The 20,839-nt window shown below is 70.3% G+C and carries 13 protein-coding genes; 4 read left to right on the forward strand and 9 right to left on the reverse strand.

Annotated elements, in window-relative coordinates; translation table 11 throughout:
* Positions 1-50: 50 nt before the first annotated feature.
* Entirely contained in the window at positions 51-665 is a 615-nt protein-coding gene (locus tag ACSHWB_RS29980) for a hypothetical protein (protein WP_439656620.1), read from the reverse strand.
* 19 nt (positions 666-684) lie between these two features.
* Here ACSHWB_RS29980 and ACSHWB_RS29985 point away from each other — a divergent pair, with 19 nt between their 5' ends.
* A complete protein-coding gene (locus ACSHWB_RS29985; protein ID WP_439656621.1) occupies positions 685-843 on the forward strand; it encodes a hypothetical protein in 159 nt (52 codons plus the stop codon).
* A gap of 2 nt (positions 844-845) precedes the next feature.
* Here ACSHWB_RS29985 and ACSHWB_RS29990 read toward each other — a convergent pair whose 3' ends face one another.
* Positions 846-2,216 (reverse strand): MFS transporter, encoded by a 1,371-nt coding sequence (locus tag ACSHWB_RS29990; RefSeq protein WP_439656622.1) that lies wholly within the window; start codon positions 2,214-2,216, stop codon positions 846-848.
* 82 nt (positions 2,217-2,298) lie between these two features.
* Between ACSHWB_RS29990 and ACSHWB_RS29995 the strand changes: the two genes are divergently transcribed.
* The 3 genes from ACSHWB_RS29995 (at position 2,299) to ACSHWB_RS30005 (ending at position 5,184) form a co-directional block, all read left to right on the forward strand.
* A complete protein-coding gene (locus tag ACSHWB_RS29995) occupies positions 2,299-2,853 on the forward strand; it encodes a TetR/AcrR family transcriptional regulator (protein ID WP_439656623.1) in 555 nt (184 codons plus the stop codon).
* Positions 2,854-2,948: 95 nt separating this feature from the next.
* Complete coding sequence (locus tag ACSHWB_RS30000) at positions 2,949-3,869, forward strand: ArsR/SmtB family transcription factor (protein ID WP_439656624.1); 921 nt, start codon at positions 2,949-2,951, stop codon at positions 3,867-3,869.
* A gap of 79 nt (positions 3,870-3,948) precedes the next feature.
* A complete protein-coding gene (locus tag ACSHWB_RS30005; protein ID WP_439656625.1) occupies positions 3,949-5,184 on the forward strand; it encodes a BTAD domain-containing putative transcriptional regulator in 1,236 nt (411 codons plus the stop codon).
* A gap of 150 nt (positions 5,185-5,334) precedes the next feature.
* Here ACSHWB_RS30005 and ACSHWB_RS30010 read toward each other — a convergent pair whose 3' ends face one another.
* From ACSHWB_RS30010 to ACSHWB_RS30040, 7 genes are all read right to left on the reverse strand, one after another.
* On the reverse strand, positions 5,335-7,074 hold the full coding sequence (locus ACSHWB_RS30010) for an SWIM zinc finger family protein (RefSeq protein ID WP_439656626.1): 1,740 nt from the start codon (positions 7,072-7,074) through the stop codon (positions 5,335-5,337).
* 62 nt (positions 7,075-7,136) lie between these two features.
* Positions 7,137-8,240, reverse strand: a complete 1,104-nt coding sequence (locus ACSHWB_RS30015; protein WP_439656627.1) for a VWA domain-containing protein — start codon at positions 8,238-8,240, stop codon at positions 7,137-7,139.
* Positions 8,237-10,480 (reverse strand): DUF5682 family protein, encoded by a 2,244-nt coding sequence (locus ACSHWB_RS30020; RefSeq protein WP_439656628.1) that lies wholly within the window; start codon positions 10,478-10,480, stop codon positions 8,237-8,239. Before ACSHWB_RS30020 ends, ACSHWB_RS30015 begins: the two co-directional genes overlap by 4 nt.
* Entirely contained in the window at positions 10,438-11,508 is a 1,071-nt protein-coding gene (locus tag ACSHWB_RS30025) for an ATP-binding protein (protein WP_439656629.1), read from the reverse strand. Before ACSHWB_RS30025 ends, ACSHWB_RS30020 begins: the two co-directional genes overlap by 43 nt.
* Entirely contained in the window at positions 11,505-15,122 is a 3,618-nt protein-coding gene (locus ACSHWB_RS30030; RefSeq protein ID WP_439656630.1) for a DUF4132 domain-containing protein, read from the reverse strand. The genes ACSHWB_RS30025 and ACSHWB_RS30030 overlap by 4 nt, the downstream gene beginning before the upstream one ends.
* 115 nt (positions 15,123-15,237) lie before the next feature.
* Complete coding sequence (locus ACSHWB_RS30035) at positions 15,238-18,828, reverse strand: WGR and DUF4132 domain-containing protein (protein ID WP_439656631.1); 3,591 nt, start codon at positions 18,826-18,828, stop codon at positions 15,238-15,240.
* Positions 18,829-19,010: 182 nt separating this feature from the next.
* Positions 19,011-20,552: a glycoside hydrolase family 13 protein gene (locus ACSHWB_RS30040; protein ID WP_439664693.1), complete on the reverse strand. Its 1,542-nt coding sequence runs from the start codon at positions 20,550-20,552 to the stop codon at positions 19,011-19,013.
* Positions 20,553-20,839: the final 287 nt, after the last annotated feature.

Here is a 20,839-nt window from a genome sequence, read left to right on the forward strand (position 1 = left end):
GTTCCCGGTCAAGTGGCTGATAGTTATCAGTCCTCTTGCGGACAGTCTTTTCACATGACGACGATCTCGATCTCCCTGCCCAGCTTGGCGCCGTTCAGCAGGTCGAGGTCGTCGCCGCTCCAGAACTTGCCCGGGTCGTACCAGTTGGGCCTGCGCTTGGGCAGCAGCCCCATCTCCTCGTACGTCACGGCCACGATCTCCGCGCAGAACGCGCTCTCGATGGTCGCGTCCCCCTTGGGGCCCAGCGGAACCCGCCCGCGCAGCCACCGCGAGGCGAGCTTGGCCGTCGAGGGGAACGGCGTGCCGTCCAGCCGCGCGACCGTCCGCAGCGCCGCGTCCTCCATCTCCCGCGTCACCTCGTGGTCGAGCTGCCGCAGCCACGCCCGCTGCCCGTACTTGTCGTGCCACGTCACCACGGCGTCGCGCAGGTCGTGCAGCTGGGCCCCGCGCTGATGGGTGCCGCTCCACATGTCCTTGAGGGACTTGCCGAGCTCCGCGTGCCACATCAGCGGCGGCAGGTCGTCCACCACGATCGCCATGCCGACGTGGTTGACCGGGCTGTTCGTCATGGCCTGGATCGCCCGGTCCGCCGCACTGCGCCCGCGGAACACCCACACGTCACCGGTGCGGGTCATCTCCACGGCTTTGTCGAGTGTTGTCGCCATGGCCCAGTAGCCTAGGCACATGAAGCTCTGGAAGCTGATCGGGCTGGCCGCGTTCGCCGGTGTCGCGACGAGCGGCGTGGTCGTGGCCCGCAACCAGCGCCGCCGTGCCGCCTACACCCCGGACCAGATCCGGGAGCGCCTGCACGAACGCCTGGCCGAGTCCTCGCGCAAGGACTGACCTCACGCGTCCACTGTGGAGGGTGCAACCTCCTTGGTGTGCTGGGACGGGATGAGCCGGTAGGCCACGAACGACGCGACGGCCAGCAGTCCGGCCGCCAGCAACGCCGTGCCCTGCATGGCCTCGGTGAACGTGCCGGTGGCCGCCCATGCCGAGAGCACGGTCCCGAGCACCGCGATGCCCAGCGCCGCACCCAGTTCGTAGGCCGTCTCCGACACGGCCGACGCCGCGCCCGCCTTGTCCGCGGGCACGGCTGACACCACCGCGTCCGTCGTGAGCGTCAGCGCGAGGCCAACACCGGCGCCGAGGACCACCAGCGCCACCGCGATCCCGCCATAGCCCGACGAGAAACCGACGATGGTCAACCCACCCGCGCTGACCAGCAGACCGAGCGCGATCGCGCGCCCGGTGCCGAGCAGGCGGACGACGGGACCGATGGCCGCGACCACGAGCACCCCGGCGAGGCCCAGCGGCAGCTCGCGCAGGCCTGCCTCCAGCGGTGAGTAGCCCAGCACGTTCTGGAAGTACTGCGACAGGAAGAACACCAGGCCGGTCAGCGCGAAGATCGCGATCATGCTGGAGCCCACCGCACCGCTGAACGCGGGCTTGCGGAACAACGCCACGTCGATCATCGGGTGCGCGGCCTGGCGCTGCCGCCGCACGAACGCCCACAGGCTGGCGACGCCGACCAGTCCGGCCAGCAGGGCCGTCCAGTTCGGGCCGACCAGCGCGACCTCCTTGATCGCGTAGACCAGCGGGACGACACCGACGGCCGACAGCGCGGCCGACACCAGGTCGAACGGCCCGGGGTTCGGGTCGCGGGACTCCGGCAGCCACCACGCGCCGAACACGAGCAACGCCGCCATCACCGGCAGGTTGATGATGAACACCGAGCCCCACCAGAAGTGCTCCAGCAACACCCCGCCGATCAGCGGGCCGAGGGCGGCACCGGCCGTCGCGGTCGCGGCCCAGACCGCCACCGCCCGCGTGCGCTCGGCGGGGTCGGTGAACAGGTTGCGGATGATCGACAGCGTCGACGGCATGATCGTCGCGCCCGCCACGCCGAGCAGCGCGCGGGCCACGATCAGCCAGCCCGCGGACGGCGCGAACGCGGCCAGCAGCGAGGCGGCGCCGAATCCCGAGGCGCCGATGAGCAGCAGTTTCTTGCGGCCGATCCGGTCACCGAGCGTGCCCATGGTGACGAGCAGGCCGCCCAGCACGAACGAGTAGATGTCGCCGATCCACAGCACCTCCGCGGTCGAGGGCCCCAGGTCCTGCCGCAGCGCCGGGATCGCGAGAGCCAGCACCGTCCCGTCCACGGCGATCAGCAACAGTGCGAGCGCGAGCACGCCCAGTGCCGCCCACTTCCGCATCACTTCCTCCTTAGCCGACCATCTGGTCTGTAAACTAACGTACCGACTAGACGGTCGGTTAGGCAACCGATAGGTTGATCACATGCCCGGAGAGCAGCGCAACGCGCCCCGCACCCGCCGTGAGGTGCTCGCAGCGGCCGCGCGCGCGTTGATCGAACAAGGTCCGAACGTCAGCCTCGACGCCGTGGCCAAGGAGGCGGGTGTCTCGAAAGGCGGCCTGCTGCACCACTTCCGCACCAAGCAGGCGCTGATCGTCGGGCTGATCGAGGAGTGGTTCGACCACTACGACGCGACCGTCGAGGGCCTGCTCGAACCCGAGGACACGCCGGGCCGCTGGACCCGCGCGCACATCAGGGCGACCTTCGTGCCGGACGACCTGTGGTCTCACCCGTCCGTCGTAACGGCGCTGCTCGGCGTCCCGGAACTGCAACAGCGGATGGACGTCGCCGCGACCCGCTGGAGGCAGCAAACCGATTCGGACGGCCTGCACCCGCAACGGGCGGACCTCATTTCCCGTGCACTCGACGGAGTGACGCTGGCGGACCTGCTCTGGCGCGGCCAGGAGTCCGACGAGGAGCGTGAACACACCCGTGACCTGCTGCTGAAGCTCACCGAGCAGACCGGGCCGCTCGTCTGACGTTGTCCACCGAACGTTGTCAAGTGGAACAACGCTGACACCGGACAACGGTTTCTGCGTACCTTCGGAAGTGGTTGCACTCCGGGGGGAAGCAAATGCCAATCGTGATGTCCGAATCCGTGCCCAAGGGGCGCGGGCTGACGATTCTGTTCGAGTTGGAAGACCTGGCGCGCACGCGGTTCGCCACCGCTCCGCTGCCGATGTACGAACTGGTGTTCAGCGTCCACAGCGGTAACTGGGACCGCCTGCTGCTGCCGCACATCCGCCCACTCGCCGAGCTCATCAGGCCCGGCCGGTTCATCCCCGACTTCTTCAACTCCGCACGGCCCGACTTCGACGATGCCGTGCGGCAGGTGCTCGAGGTGCCCTCCACACGGGTGCGCGACCAGATCGCGAGCATGCTCGGCACCACGTCACCGTGGCTGCGCTCGTTCGCCGCCGGCACCCCGACCTCGCGCCAGGACCTGAGGTCCGCCTTCGCCGCCGGCTTCCGCGACCTGCTCGGCCCGAACTGGTCGCAGACACGTCAGTCGTTCGAGGCCGAGGTGCGCCTGCGCTCGTCGCAGGCGGCGACGCGAGGGCTGGGAGACCTGCTCGGCCACCTGCACCCGTCGATCTCGTGGACCTCGCCAGCCCTGCACGTCGAGCTGGGCTGGGACACCGAGATCTCGTTGCGCGGCACGGGAATGCTGATCGTGCCGGTGCTCAACGGCCTCACCCGCCCGGCGGTGTCGATGTTCGCCGAACCGCAGCCGCTGCTCTTCTACCCGGTCATCGCACCCCAGCCGAGCGGCGCCAGCCTCGAGCTCGCCCTGGGCCGCACCCGCACCCTGGTGCTGCGCGCCCTCACCTCCGAACGCACCACCACCGAACTCGCCCAGCACGTGGGCATCAGCCTGCCCACGGCATCGCAACACGCCACCGCCCTGCGCACCGCGGGTTTCGTGTCCACCCACCGCAACGGCAGGTCGGTCCGCCACCGCCTGACCCGGCGAGGCTGGGAACTGCTGAACTGACCGTGGCGGCCGGGAACTGCTGAACCGACCCGGCGCGGGCGCGGCTGGGAACTGCTGAACTGACCACTGGGAGGCCAGCATGACCGCGATGCCGCGGTACCGCACCGACCCGAGCCCCAGCGCACTGGCGACCCGCCTGCGCGCACTGCGCAAAGCCGCGGTCCCCGTCGCCTGCCGCGTCTACGCCGGACTTGCCGCGCCTGTCCCGAGTTCCGCACTGCACGCCCGCATCACCCACACGATGGCCAAGGCGTTCGTGGCGGGCGAGTCCGCGGGCGTGCCGCGCTTCGAACCACCGCCATCGACCCAGCTGCGGCTGCTGACCGCGGTGAGCTGGGGCCGCCTCGACGGCGGCGGCCCGGACATGACGACGTTCCCGGTCGACCTGGCCTCCGAACTCTGGTGGCGCGTGCACGAACGCGCCCTCGGCTCGCTGCGCGCGGCCGAACGCCGCGTGGCCTGCGACCTGTTGCTGCGCCTGGGATATCCGCAGCGCGCGGCCGAGGTGATCGGGCTGAGCGTGATCGACCCGCGCAAGCACGTGCTCTCACCCGACCTGGCGATGGAGCAGCTGGCCGTGCTCCGCTGCCACCTCCCGACGTCCGCCGTGGAGGCGATGGCGTTGCGGGGCGCACGGTCCGGGCTGCCGCCTGAGATGCGGCGCGACCTGGCGTTGTTCGTGGTGTTCCGCAACGCCGCCCGCGGCGTCGACTCCACCTCGCTGCAGGCCGGTGCCGCGCTGGCGACCAAGGCCTCGTCCGAGCTGCCACAGCAAGGCTTCGCGGGCGCACTGCACCGCGCGCGGCTGCACCGGGCGATCGCCGCGGTGCCGTACGTGCGCCGCGACATCGCCGAGGCGCACCGGCTGCTGGGGAGGGCGTTGGAGTCGCTGACCTCGATCACGCCGGCCGCCGGGATGGATCGGCTGGCGTGGGCGGACGAGGCCTACGCCCTGTACTCGTTCCTCGTGCGGACCCACCTCGCCATCGGCCTCGGGAGTCGTGCCGCCGGGTACGCCGCCGAGCTCGTCGAGCTCAGTCCGGGTGATGACAGGACGTGGGCGCTGCGGGGTGACGCGCTGGCGGCGTGCGGTCAGCTGGACGCTGCCTTGGACGCCTATGGGCGTGGCATCGCCCTTGGTGGCTGGGGTGCGGCTCGGGCTGCCTACCTTCGCGGGTTCGTGCTGGAACGGCTGGGGCGGGTGGCCGAGGCCGCGGAGGACTACGTGCTGTCGCAGCGGATCGACCCGACCTCGTCGGTGGTGGCGGGGCAGGTCGAGCGGCCCGTGCCCGGCGCCACCTATGCAGTGGGCTGAGGCGGTGCCCACCGCTCCTCCGCGCGATTCCTCATGACGCAACGCGCGAACCCCGGATTTGGTTCCCGCTCTGTCCACAGGCTTGTGAGTTGTCCACAGGCGTCGGTCGACGAGGGCGTTTCGCGGCCGGGCCGTGACTCGTGGTGCGGGTCAGCGGGCGTCGGCCGTCACCAGTAATCGCAGGTGTGCCGCTAGCCAGGTGGTTGGGGATGGGGCGTCGGCGAACGCTTTTACGGTGGCTGCCGCTGTGCGGAGGCCCGTGTTGTGGAGGTGGGTGCTTACCTCGCGCGTGCGGGCCAGCAGGCTGTCCGTCAGGTGGTCCAGGCCTCGGTGGGAGGCCTCGGCCAGCACCGTCAGGGCGCTGTCCACTGCCGTGCTCAGCGGATCGGAGGCTGTGGCTCCTGGGGAGAGGGGCTGGGGGGTTGTGTCCGTTGCCAGGTCCAGGACCACTACCCCTGCCGGGGTGTGGACCGCCAGGGGGTCGACCATCAGCGTGCCGCGGTGGCGGCGGACGCTGCCGGTGATGGTTGTCGGGCCTGCTCGTAGTGCTGTTGTCAGTGCGTCCAGTGCTTGTGGCGCTACTGCTCGGTGTGTGGCTTCCAGCAGGCACGTTGTGCCGGTGGGGCCGTGGAGTGTGGCGGTCAGGCGTTGTGCGGCTGGGTCGTAGGCCAGGTCGGACACCTCCGTCACGCGGATTGCGCGGACCAGTTCCGCTTCCACCCTTGCGCGGACTTGGCGTGGTGGTAGGGCGGCCAGGTGTTTGGCGGTTGCTTCGTAGTCGTCGATCACCAGCGCTTGTGGCAGGTGGTCCCAGGCTGTTCCCACTGGGGTCAGCGAGGTTTTGGCCACGCGGCTGGTTTTCAGGGTTACGGCTCGGCTTGCGCTGCGGGTGGCCGACTCGGAGACCACGTTTGAGGCTGCCAGTCGTTGGCCGGTGCGTAGAGGAGTGTCGCGTTGGACCAGGACCACGTCGCCCGATGCGAAGTAGACGTCCACCGCGTTCTCCGCTCGTCGGCGAGCGCCCAGTGCGGTGAGGCGGACTCGCTTCAGCGGGGTTTCCGCTGGTTCGTCTGGGCCCAGGATTTCTGCTCGCGGGCCGTTCGCCGTTGTGCGGGCGTGTAGTTCTGTCAGCAGGGCGGCGAACTGTTCTGCCTCGTAGTCTGCGCTGCGTTTGCGGTAGGCGGTGAGTTGCGCGAGCAGGTCGGTGATCACGGCGGCCGGCCAGTGCAGGCGTTGTGCGGTGAGGTCGCGGTGCAGGCGTTGCCACGCCACGTCCAGGACTTCGCTCGCGTTCGTGGCGCCGTCGAGCAGCAGTTGGTCCAGCAGGTCGGTGATGGCGCTCAGGTCTGTTGCCGTGGTGGGGGATCCGCCTACGTCGACCGTGTCGGTGCCCTGTGCGTCGGCCTCCCGGAACGCCCAGATCGCCAGGGCTGTCGCCTCGTCCTTGGTCACCGCGTCCGTGTGGACGTAGGACAGGTCGCCGGGCACCAGGAACGTGACTGTGCAGGTGGGGAGTTCTGCCTGTGCTGTCTGGTCTTCCGCTGTCGGGCGGCGGAGTTTGGCTCGGTAGCCGGCCTGGTGGGCCCTGCGGGCTCGGCGCAGGGTGCGTTCGCCCATCAACGCCACCAGCTCGGTGTCCGTCACCGCGCCCGGTGACCACAGTTCGGCGGGCGCGCTCGTCTCTTGGGTGCGTTGGTAGGCGAGGACCACCGCGATGCGGTGGCGGCAGACGCCTGATGCGCCGCAGCTGCAGTGCGCGGCGTCCAGCGTGGTGGCCGGGGGGAGAGTTGTTGTTGTGCCGTCCGGGAACTTGCCCTGGACGGTGCCGGTGGGATCGGTGTCGAGCACTGGGACGATGCCCGCGTCGAGTTCCTTGACGGCGCGTTTCACCAGACCGCGGTTGGCCAGCGACGCCAGCGCGTCCGGGGTCAGTGCCATCAGGTCTGGTCTGGTCACCTGAGCTTCTCCGCAACGAATTCCGCTAGCTGTCCTGGGGTCATCGCGCCGACGTGGGCGCCGACGTTCGCGAGGCGCTGGCCCAGCGCCCGGTCGTAGTCCGGGTTCGCCTCGTCGTCGAGCGCCGCGAGGCACAGCACGTGGGTGCCCTGCTCGCACAGCTCCTTCACCGTGCGGACCAGGCGCTCCTCGCTGCCGCCTTCATAGAAGTCGCTGATGAGCGCCACGATCGACCGGCGCGGGCTGTCCACGAGGCCGGCGCCGTACGCCACTGCCTTGGCGATGTCCGTGCCGCCGCCGAGCTGCACCTTCATCAGCAGCTCGACCGGGTCCGTCACGTCCGAGGTCAGGTCGACGACGTTGGTGTCGAAGGCGACCAGGTGCGTTCTCAGGCCCGGCAGTCCCCACAGGCAGGCCGCGGTGACGGCCGAGTGGATCACGGAGCTGGTCATCGAGCCCGACTGGTCCACCAGCAGGATCACCTGCCACTGCTCCAGGTTCCGCTTGGTGCGCGAGACGAACTTCGGGTGCTCGATCGCGAGCTTGCGCTCTTCCGGTTGGTAGCGCTGGAGGTTCGCCTTGATCGTGGAGCGGAAGTCGAAGTTGCGCGAGTTCTTGTGGATGCTCGGCCTGCGCGACCTCGTGCCGCTGAACGCCGTGCGCACCTCCGTCTTCAGCTTCTCCATCAACTGCTTCACGACCGCTTCGACGATCTTGCGCGCCATCGCGAGCACGGCGGGGTTCATCAGGTGCTTGGTCCGCAGCACCGCCCGCAGCAGCGCCGGGTTGGGCTCGATCCGTTGCAGCACTTCGGGATCGGTGACGATGTCGGTGATCTCGTACCGCTCCACGGCGTCTCGTTCCAGCCGTTCGATCGTCTCGCGCGGGAACAGGGTGTGCACCTCGTCCAGCCAGTCGACGGTCTGCAGCACCGAGTCCTCGCTGCCGCCCTTGCGCACACCGCGTTCGGCCAGCTCGGGATCACGACCGTAGAGCCACTCCAGCGCCGCGTCCTGCCGGGCCGCGTCGCCCTGCAGGCCTCCGGTGCAGCGCGACGCGGGTTCGCCGAGGATCAGCCGCCAGCGTTCCAGGTCCGTCATGCCAGCCCGCCCTTCACCAGCAACGCGTCCACGCGCTCCTCGATCGCCATCGCCTCCGCCGCGACCATCGGGTCGACGGTGAGGCGGGTGACGCCCTTCGCCGTGCCCTCGACCCCGCGGTGCGCGAGGACGGTGGCCGCGATCGTGTCCCTCTCCCTGGGCGGGAAGTAGCTGAACGCGAGCCGCAACGCGGGCAACGCCACCAGGAACTCGTCGGAGTCCATCGCGCTGACCAACTCGTCGAGCACCCCCACCAGGTCCGGGCTCACCAGGACCTCTTCCCGTGCCACCGCGAACAACCCGGCGAGCCAGTCGCCCAGCGCCGCGATGGTGCGGACCTTGTGCACATCAGGTTTGGCGCCCAGCGTCCAGGCGAGTCCCAGTGCCGCGCCACGCAGGTCCGGAGGTGCCTCCACGTCGTCGCTCACCCTGGTCGCCACGCCCGTGACGTCGACGACGTCCAGCGACAGCGCGGATCTGGCGTGCAGCACCGCGTCCCTGGTCGCCGCCATCGCCTTGAGCCGGTGCGGATCGGCCGGAGCCGGGCCGCCGTGCAGGCCCTCGATCAGCCACAGCACCCGCGCCGTGCCCACGTCGATCACCGAGCCCAGCAGCGGGTCCTTCCTGGTGCCGAACAACCTGTCGTGCCGCCACAGCCCCAGCACCCCGCTCAGCACGTTGCCCAGCGCCGCCAGGTCACCCGTCTCCCGGACACCCTCGTTGAGCGTCTCCTTGACCTTGCCGGACAACGCGGAGATCCCGCACAGCACCGCGTCGAACAGGATCCCGGCCAGGTCTTCGAGCTGCGCGTGCCGGGACCGGCGCTCCAGCACCACCCCGGCCGCCTCCTCCAGCGTGGCACCGTTCTCGGCGGCCTCGATCAACGCCGCCAGCCGTTCCTCGGCCGGCCGGAGCGTCCACTGCTCGTCCAGCTTGGGCTGCGCGCCCTCGGACGGACCGCTCGTGCGCTCGAAGCCGGGGATCCGCAGCACCCGCAGACGGTGCAGGATCCTGCTGCGCTCCAACGCCTCCGCGTCCGTGAGGTCGAGGGAGACCTTGCCCTCCCGGTCGAGACCGTACGTGCGCAACAGCTCCTGCACGGCGTTGACCAGCGGAGGTGCCGGTGTGCTCGGGTGCAGCCTGCCGACCTTGTCGCCCCGCAGCGCCCCGATCATCTCGATCAACGCCGGGTGCGCGCCGGGCTGCAGCGTGCCGCGCCGCGTCCACGGCGGCGGCTGCGTCAGGTCCTCGGAGATCAACGCGCTGGTCAGCCCGTCGAGCACGTCCGTGCGCGCCAGGTTCTCGTGTCCGCGCAAGCGCGCCAGCGCACCGGCCTGGGTGTGCGCCGCGATCAGGTCGGCCGTCGACACCGGCTGCTGTCGCTTGCGCAACCGCGTCGCCACCGACTCGACCAGCCAGTCCGCCGCGCGCCGCGATCCGTTCTCCCAGACCTGCTGGTAGTAGCCGGGCGAAGGCATGCCCGACTGGTAGCCGGTGAACGCGTCCAGTCGCGCGTGCGAGTACGGCACGAGATAACTCGCGCCCCTCTCGCGTTCCGGGACCTCCGGCCACTCGGTGCCACCGTCGAGCTGGGCCTTGAGCGCGGCCGTGTGGAAGCCGCCGGTGATCACGACGACGGGCCTGTCACCCGCGTCGTGCACCGCCGCGCGCACCCACCGCGCCATGTACTCCTCGCGTGCCGAGTCACCCTCGTCCGCGGTGGCCGTGCCGCGCAGCAGGTCGAAGTACTCGGCCATGCCCTCCGGCTCGGTCTCGCACTCGAAGAGGTGGTCCCACAGCACGTCCACGTTGTCGACGTTGAACTCCCGGCACAGCCGCTCGACGACCTCGGTGTACCGCAGCTCCGCGTCGGCGTACCTGTTGCTGACGTCGCGGAACGCCTCGTGCCACGCGGGCAGGTCGATGAACCTGACCTCGGCTCCGCATCGGCGTGCCTCGGTGATCGCCACCCACTCCGGCGAGTAGTCGCAGAACGGCGACCACGACGCGTGCTGGTCGGAGTAGCTGAACAACGCGACGGGCAGCTCGTGCCCGAGCAGCAGCTCGTCGATGCGCTCGTTGAAGTCGGCGGGACCCTCGATGAGCACGTAGGCGGGCTGCTGCTCGGAGATCGTGGCGGCGACCAGCCGGGCACAGGCGGGACTGTGGTGCCGGACGCCGACGAAGACGGCGCCCATCAGCCGGGCAGCAGGTGACGGGCGCGGTGCAGCTCCTGCCACTGCTTGCCCTTGCGCCGCGACGCGTGCTGCTCCAGATAACGCCGCAGCCGCGCCAGGTCCTCCGCGTTGTCCTTCGCTGCCGTGCCCGCCAGGCACTCCACGACGTCCGCGGCCGTGCCGACCTCGCCGCGCAGGAACCAGCCCCGCAGCCCCACGGCGTGCGCCACCGACACCGCCTCGGCCGTGCTCATCACCGTGGTGAGCCGGTCGCCGCCCTCGCGCAGGTCGCGGAACGTGCGGACCAGCACCTCCAGCACGTCCCGCCGCGGCGCGAGCTCGACGCCGGAGCGTTCCAGCAGCTTCGCCGCCTCCTGCTCGACCAGCGCGAGCTCGGTGTCGAAGTCCGCGATCGGGAACACCGTCTCGAAGTTGAACCGCCGCTTGAGCGCGGCACTCATCTCGTTGACGCCCCTGTCCCGCGTGTTCGCCGTGGCGATCACGTTGAACCCGTCCTGCGCGAACACCATGCCGTCCGGGCCGTTCAGCTCACCGATCGCCATCACGCGGTCGGACAGCATCGACAGCATGCAGTCCTGGACCTCCAGCGGGCAGCGCGTGATCTCCTCGAACCGCACGATCTTGCCCTCGGCCATGCCCCGCAGCATCGGCGCCGGCACGAGCGAGCGCGGCGACGGCCCCTCCGCGACCAGCAGCGCGTAGTTCCACGAGTACTTGATCTGGTCCTCGGTCGTGGCCGCGCCGCCCTGGATCGTCAGCGTCGACTCGCCGCACACCGCCGCCGCGATCAGCTCGGACAGCAACGACTTCGCCGTGCCCGGCTCACCGACGAGCATCAGGCCGCGGCTCGTCGCGAGCGTGACCAGCGCCCGGTCCACCAGGGACGGGTCGCCGACGAACTTCTTGCTGATGCCCCGGCCCTCGTCGCCGACCACGAACCGGCGCGCGGACTCGAGGCTCAGCGCCCAGCCCGGCGGCTTGGGCGCGGTGTCGGCGTCCCGCAGGCGCGCGAGCTCGTCGGCGTAGCGGACCTCGGCGGGAGGACGCTGCATCGTCTGGGTGCTGGTCATGACTGCAGGGACTCCAGTTCGGAGAGGAGCTCGGAGAGGGTGATCGGGTCGATCTCGTAGGTGGCGGGCGCGTCCCGCGGTGCGGACCACGTGCCGTGGCCGTTGGGCGAGAACCACACGTCGCTGAAACCGACCTCGGGGAAGACGTCCATGGCGCCCACCGCGATACCGGGTTCGAGTGACGCGACGAGCGCGCCGCCGTCCGGGAACGGCCGGGTGATCCAGCACTCGACGCCCGCGTCCTGCGGTGTGCCGCGCACCCAGCCCTTCTTGGTCAGGCCGAGGATCTTGCCGATCGGGTACGGGGTGTCGCAGTACTTCTTGAGCCGGGGGAGGACGTCCGCCGGTGACGCGATCAGGTAGACGGGGCGGCCCAGCTGCGGGAACGGCTGGAGGATCTCGTAGTCGGCGAACACCTCGCCCCACGCCGCCGACGCATCCCTCAGATCGACCGCGTGCGCCACGCGGACCGTGGCGGTCTCGGGCAGCGTGAACTCGTCGTCCTGGTCGTCGGCCAGCGTGCGGTCCTCGGCCAGGCGGAAGGACATGCCCTCGTCGGTGATCCAGACCAGGCGGCGGACCAGGTGCCACAGCAGCGGATGCGCGGCGAGCACCGTCAGGAACTCCTCGGCGGACCACGTGCGCTGGTCGACCATGGCGCGTTCGAGGCGCTGGATCTGGTCGGACGCGATGGTGCGGACGTCCTTCTTCAACGCCATGAACCGCTTGTGCTCCAGCGGGGCGACCTCCTGGTCGTCCTTCGCGCCAGGCTTCGGGAGGTCCTTGCGGCGCTTGCCGTCCGGGTCGAGCACGAACGGCTTGAGCTGCTCGTCGAAGCCCACGGTGAACCGGCGGGGGCCGTAGTCGATCACCAGGGTCGCCGCGTCGTCCAGGCCCAGACGCGGAACGAGCCGGTCCGACAGCTGGTCGCGGGACAGGCCGAGCTCGGCCGCGATCTGGCTGACCTTCTCCTGCGCCTTCGTCTTGAGGCCCTTGAACGACACCTTCTCGGCGATGCCGTTGAGGTGCGACAGCGCCACCTCGGTGCCGATGTCGGCCAGCACGTCGAGACCGGTGACCGCCCTGGCGTGCTGGCTCTCGCCCGGCCAGTTGCGGATCAGCGGGGACAGCTTGCGCACGACCTCGTCGTCGCCGAACCAGCCGAGCGCCGTCAGCGCCCAGCCCTCCTTCGACGGCGCGCCCGCCTGCTCCCACGCCTGGAACGTGGCCCACGCGAACTCCGCCAGCGACACGGGGTCGAGCGCCTCACGGGCGATCGGCAGTCCCGCGTAGACCTCGCCCGGCTTGGACAGCGCGGCCGTCATCTGCAGATGAGCCGCGGCCTCGGCGGACAGGGCGTGCTTGCGGTCGCGCAGCAGGACCTGGGGCAGCAGCCGGGTGTCGGCCCACTCGCCGATCGCCGGCAGCTTCGCGGGCAGCACGTCGATCGGGTCGACCGCCAGAACGACGTCGATCGCTGCTTCGGCACCGCATTCCCTCGCGACGGCAGCCACGTCGACACCGACGTTGTTGTTCAGGTGCCGCAGGGCGGCCTCGGCGTTGCGGCGGGCCACGCCGGCCTTCCCCGCCGCGGCCGGCACGAGGAGACGCACGGCCTGCTCGCGGTGCCGGGCCAGCCAGTCGAGTCCCCAGCGCCGCGCCGCCTTGGTCCGCGCGAACCAGTCGGCCATCTGCGTGGCGACCTCGGCCGTGGCGAACGGCAGCAACACCATCCCGGTGCCCGCCGGTGCCGACTGCACGTGCCGGATGAGCGCCGGCGCGGCATCGACGCCGAACCGCGCCGCGATGTTCTTGCCCCACTCCTCGACGCCGTAGCTGTAGTTCGGCTTCCAGTCCGCGAGCAGGTGCCGCACCGCGTCGTCGGGGGCGAGGAGGAACAGGTCGTTGTCGTAGTAGCCGACGGTGCCGGCCTCGTACTCCTTGAGCAGCTTGCGCCAGTCGTGGTGGTCCTGCCGCCACTGCGTGCCGGACTCGAGCCACTCCTCCTGCTCGCCGGGCTGCCAGCTCACCACCGGTTCCGGCAGCGGGAGATCCTGCAGCACCACGGGCTTCACCGGCTTGCGGCGGTCGAGCCACGGCGGCGAGGCCAGCAGAGGCGGCAGCTGGTCCGCGCTCGCCTCCGGCATGATCGCCTCGGCGGACTCGGCGAGCAGCGTGGCCACCTCGTCGGGCACGGTCAGGTGCGGGTTGCTCCGCAGGTGGATTTGCAGCAGCCGGCGCACGTGATCGCTCGCCGACGCGCGCTCGGCCAGGAGCCGTGCCGCCCTCATGGGGAACGCCCTCATCGCGGCCACCATGGCGGGGCGCACGTGCTTCTCGTCCACGCGGTCGAGCAGGACCGTGAAGGCCTCGTCGGTCGGTAATGCCGCGAGCACGGTCAACGCCTGCTTACGACCGCCCGTGCGCTGGTGGTAGCTGTCGGAGTCGAGCTCTTCCGCGAGCAGCGGCGCGATGGCCGGACCCAGCACGTACAGCGCCGTGTAGAGCAGGAACGCCGACGCCGTGATCGACTCGTCGGCCTTCTTGAAGTCTTCGAGGCTGCGGGCGCTGCACGGCAGCATCCACCAGCGGCTCGGCGTGTAGTTCTGCTTGCGGACCTGGGCGTACCAGTCCGCACGTTCGGGCACCAGGTAGGCCCGGAGTTCCTTGTCGGTCGCCGACTTGCCGCGCTCGTCCAGCACGGCTTCGGCGGCGGCGCGGTCCTCGTCGCTCGCGGTGGCGATCGCGTATCGCAGTGCCGTGAGGATCTGGCCTTCCGGCTCGCCGATCGACGTCCGGAAGCCGCCCTTGTCGTACTGCAGGCAGATGCCGGTCCACTTGCCGCGCTTCTGGTCCCACTCGTCGGAGAAGGTCAGGCCCATGAGGTCGACGGTCGCCTGGGTGGCGAAGGTGAGGCCGTGGTCGGCGACCCAGGCGTGCATGGCTTGGGAGCCCGGCTTGGTGATGGCCGCCAGCGCTGCCGCGCCGAGAGGGGTCGGCTTGCCGGCCAGGTGGTCGCGGGCCGCCTTGACGAGTTCTGGTTCGGAGCCCTTGGCGGTCAGGCCCTGTTCGATCTTCTCGGCCTGCTCGGTGAGCAGGGTGCGGGCCTGGTCGGCCTTGGTGGCGTCGGGTGCGAACTCCGGGGCGGGGGCGAAGCCCCGCTGCCGGACCGCGTCGCGCAGCCAGGCCTTGGGGATCACCCAGGTGTCCTCGTCGAGGGTGGGAGGAGGGGCGGCAGGGGTGGTGGCTGCCGGCGTGGTGGTGGGCTGCTGCGCGGCGGCGGGGGCGGCAGCGGTGGGCTGTGGAGTGGTGGCCGGCTGTTGGGTGGCGGGCTCGACCGTGGAGGGAGCGGCAGCGGTGGGCCGCGGTGCGGCAGGCGTGGTGGTGGCGGGCTGCTGCTCAGCGGCGGTGCCTTCTGGTCTGTAGCCCTTCTTCTCCTTCTCCGCCACCAGTTTCGCGACGTGCGCGCCGGCTGCCTCGGCGGAGGCCAGCTCCTTCGTCTGGGTCTGGCCGGTGGTGCCCAGCCGTCCGAACCGGACGGTCACCGCGGCGCCGTCCTGGCCGATCTCCCAGAACTTCGCGGAGCCGTCCGCGACGAGTTCCCACCTGCGCACTGCATTACCTCCTGGGGCCACACAAGGGAGTTGATGTCCACGAACGTTACTCAGGGGGTCTGACAATTCCTTTCGGTGATCTCAAAGAGCTGATCAGACCCCCTGACTGACGGTGTTACGAGTGCAGTGACTCCAGTTCGGACAGCACTTCGGACACCGTGATGGCGTCGGCGGTGAAGGTGGTCGTCGCGTTGCGCTGGGAGGACCAGTAGCCGTGACCGTTGGCGGAGAACCAGATCTCGGTGAACTTGACCTCCGGGAAGACGTCGATCGCGCCCACGGCGATGCCGGGGTCCATCGAGGCGACCAGGGCGCCGCCGGACGGCAGCGGGCGGGTGATCCAGCACTCCACGCCGCCGTCCTGGGGTTCGCCGCGTTCCCAGCCCTTCTTGGTGAGGCTGAGGATCTTGCCGACCGGGTGGTCGACGTCGCAGTACTTCGTCAGGTGAGGCAGGAGGTCCTCGCGCGGCACCAGGTGCAGCGGGCGGCCCAGCTGCGGGAAGGGCTGGAGGATCTCGTAGTCGGCGAAGACCTCGCCCCAGGCTTCCAGCTGTTCCTGGAGGTCGACCGGGTGCGCCACGCGGACGGTGGCGGCTTCGGGGAGGGTGAACTCGTCGTCGCTGGAGTCGGCCAGCGTGCGGTCCTCCGCCAGGCGGAAGGAGTCGCCTTCCGCGGTGATCCACACCAGGCGGCGGACGATGTGCCAGAGCAGCGGGTGGCCTGCCAGGACGGTGTGGAACTCCTCCGCGGTCCACGTGCGCTGGTCGACCATCGCGCGTTCCAGGCGGTGGATCTGGTCGGACGCCACGGCTCGCACGTCCTTCTTCAGGGCCGCGAAACGCTTGTGCTCCAACGGGGCCTGGTCCTGGTCGTCCTTCGCGCCGGGCTTCGGGAGGTCCTTGCGGCGCTTGCCGTCCGGGTCGAGGACGTAGGGCTTGAGCTGTTCGTCGAAGCCCACGGTGAACCGGCGGGGGCCGTAGTCGATCACGAGGCTCGCGGCGTCGTCGAGGCCCAGGCGCGGCACCAGGCGGTCCGCCAGCTGGTCGCGGGACAGGCCCAGCTCGTCGGCGATCTGGGCGACCTTCTCCTGGGCCTTGGTCTTGAGGCCCTTGAACTTCACCTTCTCCGCGATGCTGTTGAGGTGGGACAGGGCGACCTCGGTGCCGATGTCGGCGAGCACGTCGAGGCCCGTCACCGCCCTGGTGTGCTGGCTCTCGCCGGGCCACACGCGGATCAACGGCGACAGCGCGCGGACCGTCGAGTCGTCGCCGAACCAGCCTAGAGCGGTGAGCGCCCAGCCCTCCTTCGACGGCGCGCCGACCTCCTGCCAGCGCTGGAAGACCGCCCACGCGAACTCCGCCAGCGAACCGGGGTCGAGGGCCTCGCGGGCGAGCGGCAGGCCCGCGTAGATGTCACCGGGCTTGGACAGCGCGGCCGTCATCAGCAGATGGCGTGCGGCTTCGGCGGACAGGGCCTGTTTGCGGTCTGCCAGCAGGATCTGGGGCAGCAGGCGGGTGTCCGCCCACTCGCTGATCACCGGCAGCTTCGCGGGCAGCACGTCGACGGGGTCGACGGCCAGGAAGGACTCGAGCGCGGCGGCCGCGGCCGGGCTGGGCGCGAGCGCCACCACGTCGACGCCCATGCCGTGCAGGTGACGGATCGCGGTCTCGGCGTTGCGCCGCTCGGTACCGGGCTTGCCGAGGGCTGCGGGAACGAGGAGACGCGCGGCCGTCTCGCGGTGCCGGGCGAGCCAGCTCAGCGCGACCTTGCGGACCTGCTTGAGCCGCACCAGCCAGTCCGCCATCAGCGCGGCCACCTCGGCCGAGGCGAACGGCAGGACGATCACCCCGACGCCCGAGTTCTTCTCCACGACGTGCAGCAGTGCGGGCAACGCGTCGAAGCCGAACTTCGCGGCCAGCCGCCTGCCCGCCGACTCGGCGCTCCAGCCCAGGTTGGGCTTCCAGTCCGCCAGCAGGTGCCGCACCTCCTCCTCGGGCGCGCCGATGAGCAGGTCGGCCATGCGGTATCCGATCCGGCCCGCCTTGTACTCCGCCAGCCAGTGCTGCCAGGTCTTGTACGGGTTGGTGTCCCAGTGGCCGTCCTTCAACCACTCCTCCCGCTCACCCGGCAGCCACGTGAGCGACGCGCCGGGCACCGGGAGATCCGGCACCACCACCGGCTTCACCGGCGGCTTGCGGTTCAGCCACGGCGGCGAGGCCAGCACCGGCGGCAACGCCTCCGCGGGCGCTTCCGGCGCGGTGGCCGTCTCGACCTCGACGAAACCGGCGGGCACCTCCAGGTGCGGGTACGTCTTCAGGTGCACGCCGAGCAGTTGGTGCAGTTCCGTGTTGCGCGCGGCGCGTTCGCCGAGCAGCCGGGCCGCGCGGGCCGGGAACGCCGCCATCATGGACAGGACCGCCGGGCGCACGTACTTGGTGTCGATCCGGTCGAGCAGCAGCCCGAACGCCTCGTCGGTGGGCAGCACCGAGAGGACCTTCAGGACCTGCTTGCGGGTGTCCGCGCGCTGGTACTGGTGGTCGAGCGCGGCCGCGAGCAACGGCGCGATCGCCGGGCCCAGCACGTAGAGCGAGGTGTACAGAACGGTCGAGTTGCCGGCCACGGAGGACGGCGCGCTCTCGAACTCCTCGTAGGTGCTGGCGCTGCAATGGAGGATCCACCAGCGCGTGCCCGTGTGCGGCGTCTGGCAGGCTTCCCGGAACCAGTCGGGCCGCCCCGGCAGCACGAACGACCGCACCAGCTTCGCGTTGGGCTCGTCGATGTCGCCCAGCCTGCCCAGCACGGCCTCCGCGGCCTCGCGCTCCTCGTCGGACGCGAGTGCGATCGCGTACCGGACCGCCATCAGCATCTTGACGTCGACGCTGCCGATGGTGATGTGGAAGTAGCCGCCGCGTGATGCCAGGCGTTCGTTGCCGTAGCTGCGCTGCTGGGAGAGCCATTCCGCAGCGGAGATCAGCCTCATGAACTCGACGGTGGCCTCGGTGGCGAAGGTGAGGCCGTGGTTGGCGATCCAGGCGTGCACGGACTGCTCGCCGCTGGCGATGACAGCCGCGATCGCTGCCGCGCCGACGGGATTCGGCCGACCGGCCAGGTGTTCGCGTGCCGCTCGCACCAGGTCGGGGTCGGAGGCCGGTTCGGACAGGACGCGTTCGATCGTCGTGTCCCGCTGGGTGTCGAGGCGGCGCCTGGCCTCTTCGGCCAGTTCGGCGTTGACGGAGAACTCCGGGGCGGGGTGGAAACCTCGTTGCCGCACCACGTCGCGCAGCCACGCCTTGGGCATGACCCAGGTGTCCTCGTCGACGGTGGCGGGTTTCTGGGCGGGGGGAGGGGTGGCCACGGTGGGGGAGGTGGGGGCCGGCTGGTCGGCGGCGGCAGGCGGTGCGGTGGTGGCGGGCAGCGGTGTGGCGGCAACGGCATCGGCGGCAACGGTGTCGGCTGCGACGGTGTTGACGGACTCGAGTCCGGACGTCGCCGCTTCGGTGGACGTCACCGCGCGGTAGCCCTTCTTCTCCTTCTCCGCCACCAGCTTCGCGACGTGCGCCTGCGCCGCCTCCGCGGACGCCAGCTCCTTGGTCTGGGTCTGGCCGTGCGTGTCCAGCCGTCCGAACCGGACGGTGACCACGACACCTTCCTGGCCGATCTCCCAGAACTTCGCCGCGCTCCCCGAGACGAGCTCCCACCTGCGCACTGACCGCTCCCTGCTTTCCGAATCCGTTGTTGGTGGCGCCGACCGCGCCGAGCCGCTCTGACGTTGGACGTCGATCAACCGTTCCCGTGCATCGAAAAACCCCCTGAGTCCGATCCGGAACCTGTGTCCACGGAACGTACTCAGGGGGTCTGACAATTTTGTCGATCAAGCGGAACCGCTGGTCAGAGCCTCCACCACAGGGCGGTGTCCGGAGGCAGGAGCAGTAGCCCGTCGCGCACCCCGTAGTAGGAAGAGGCGAGCAGCACCGAGCCGGGATCCGGCAGTTCCACGACGGCTCCTGACAGGTTCACCGCGCAGGCGACTCCGTCGCGTTCGAACCACAGGACGCCGTCCGGGCCGTCGACCCACGTGAGGCCGGCACCGCGCGCCGGGTTCTCGCGGCGCACGCGCAAAGCGGTGCGGTAGAAGGACAACATCGAGTCCTGGTCGCCCGCCTGGGCCTCCACGGACAGCTTCGCCCACTCCGCCGGCTGCGGCAGCCACGACCCGCCGGTGCCGAACCCGAGCGACGGACCGGAAGCCGCCCACGGCAACGGCACGCGGCATCCGTCGCGGCCGCGTTCAGTGTGTCCCGAGCGCTCCCACATCGGGTCCTGCAGCACCTCGTCGGGCAGGTCCAGCACCTCGGGCAGCCCGAGCTCCTCGCCCTGGTACAGGTACACCGATCCTGGCAGTGCCAGCATCAACGCCAGTGCGGCGCGCGCACGGCGCACACCGGTCTCGCCGCCGCCGTACCGCGTCACGTGCCGTTGCACGTCGTGGTTCGACAGCACCCAGGTCGTAGGCGCCCCAACGGGTTCGACAGCGGCCAGCGACGAGTCGATGACCGACCGCAACGCCTCGGAGGTCCACTCGGCGGTCAGGTAGTGGAAGTTGAACGCCTGATGCATCTCGTCGGGACGCAGGTACATCGCCGTGCGCTCGGCAGAAGGCGTCCATGCCTCCGCCACGAGCACACGCTCGCCCTCGTACGAGTCGATGACCTCACGCCACTCGCGGTGGATCTCGTGCACACCGTCCTGGTCGAAGAACGGCAGCGACTCCGTGCCCAGCAGCTTGAGCTGGTCGGCGTGGCCGATGTCGGGCAGCCCCGGCGCCTTGATCATCCCGTGCGCGACGTCCACCCGGAACCCGTCGACGCCCAGGTCCAGCCAGAACCGCAGCACGTCGCGGAACTCCGCGCGCACCTCGGGCAGCTCCCAGTTCAGGTCCGGCTGCTCCGGCGCGAACAGGTGCAGGTACCAGGACCCGTCGGCCACCCGCGTCCACGCCGGCCCGCCGAAGACCGACTCCCAGTCGTTCGGCGGCTGGTCGCCGACCCCCTCGCGGAACATGTAGCGCTCACGGCCACGTCCGGCCAGCGCCTCCTGGAACCACGCGTGCTGGTCGGAACTGTGGTTCGGCACGATGTCGACGATCACGCGGATGCCCATCGTGTGCGCGTCGTCCACCAACGCGCGCACGTCGTCGAGTCCGCCGAACTGCGGGTCGACCGCGCGGTAGTCCGCCACGTCGTAGCCGCCGTCGGCCATCGGCGACGCGTAGAACGGCGTGATCCAGACCGCGTCGACACCCAGGTCGCGCAGGTAGGGCAGGCGTGAGCGGATGCCGGGCAGGTCGCCGACGCCGTCGCCGTCCGAGTCGGCGAAGCTGCGCACGTAGACCTGGTAGATGACGGCGTGGCGCCACCAGTCCTGGGACATGTCCATGCCTTCCGATGGGGTGTGTCAGCGGTCCAGGAAAGACGTTGCAAAAGTTTTCCGCAAGTCGGCTTGAGGATTGCTGGAGAAGTCCACCTGATCCTGCAAACTTTTGCGACCACGAATAATGCGTTGCGACGCTGCGGAGTCATCCGTCAGAGTGGATCTCGACGAACCGGGGGAAGGAGCCAGCCGTGATGCAACACATGCGCCATCAGCACGTCTGGTGCTCCTCGGCATGAGCTGACTCATGTTCTCCGGGGAGCCGTCCCGTCGCACACAGCGACGAG

It is taken from the genome of Lentzea sp. HUAS TT2 (assembly GCF_051853195.1).
Lineage (GTDB): Bacteria > Actinomycetota > Actinomycetes > Mycobacteriales > Pseudonocardiaceae > Lentzea.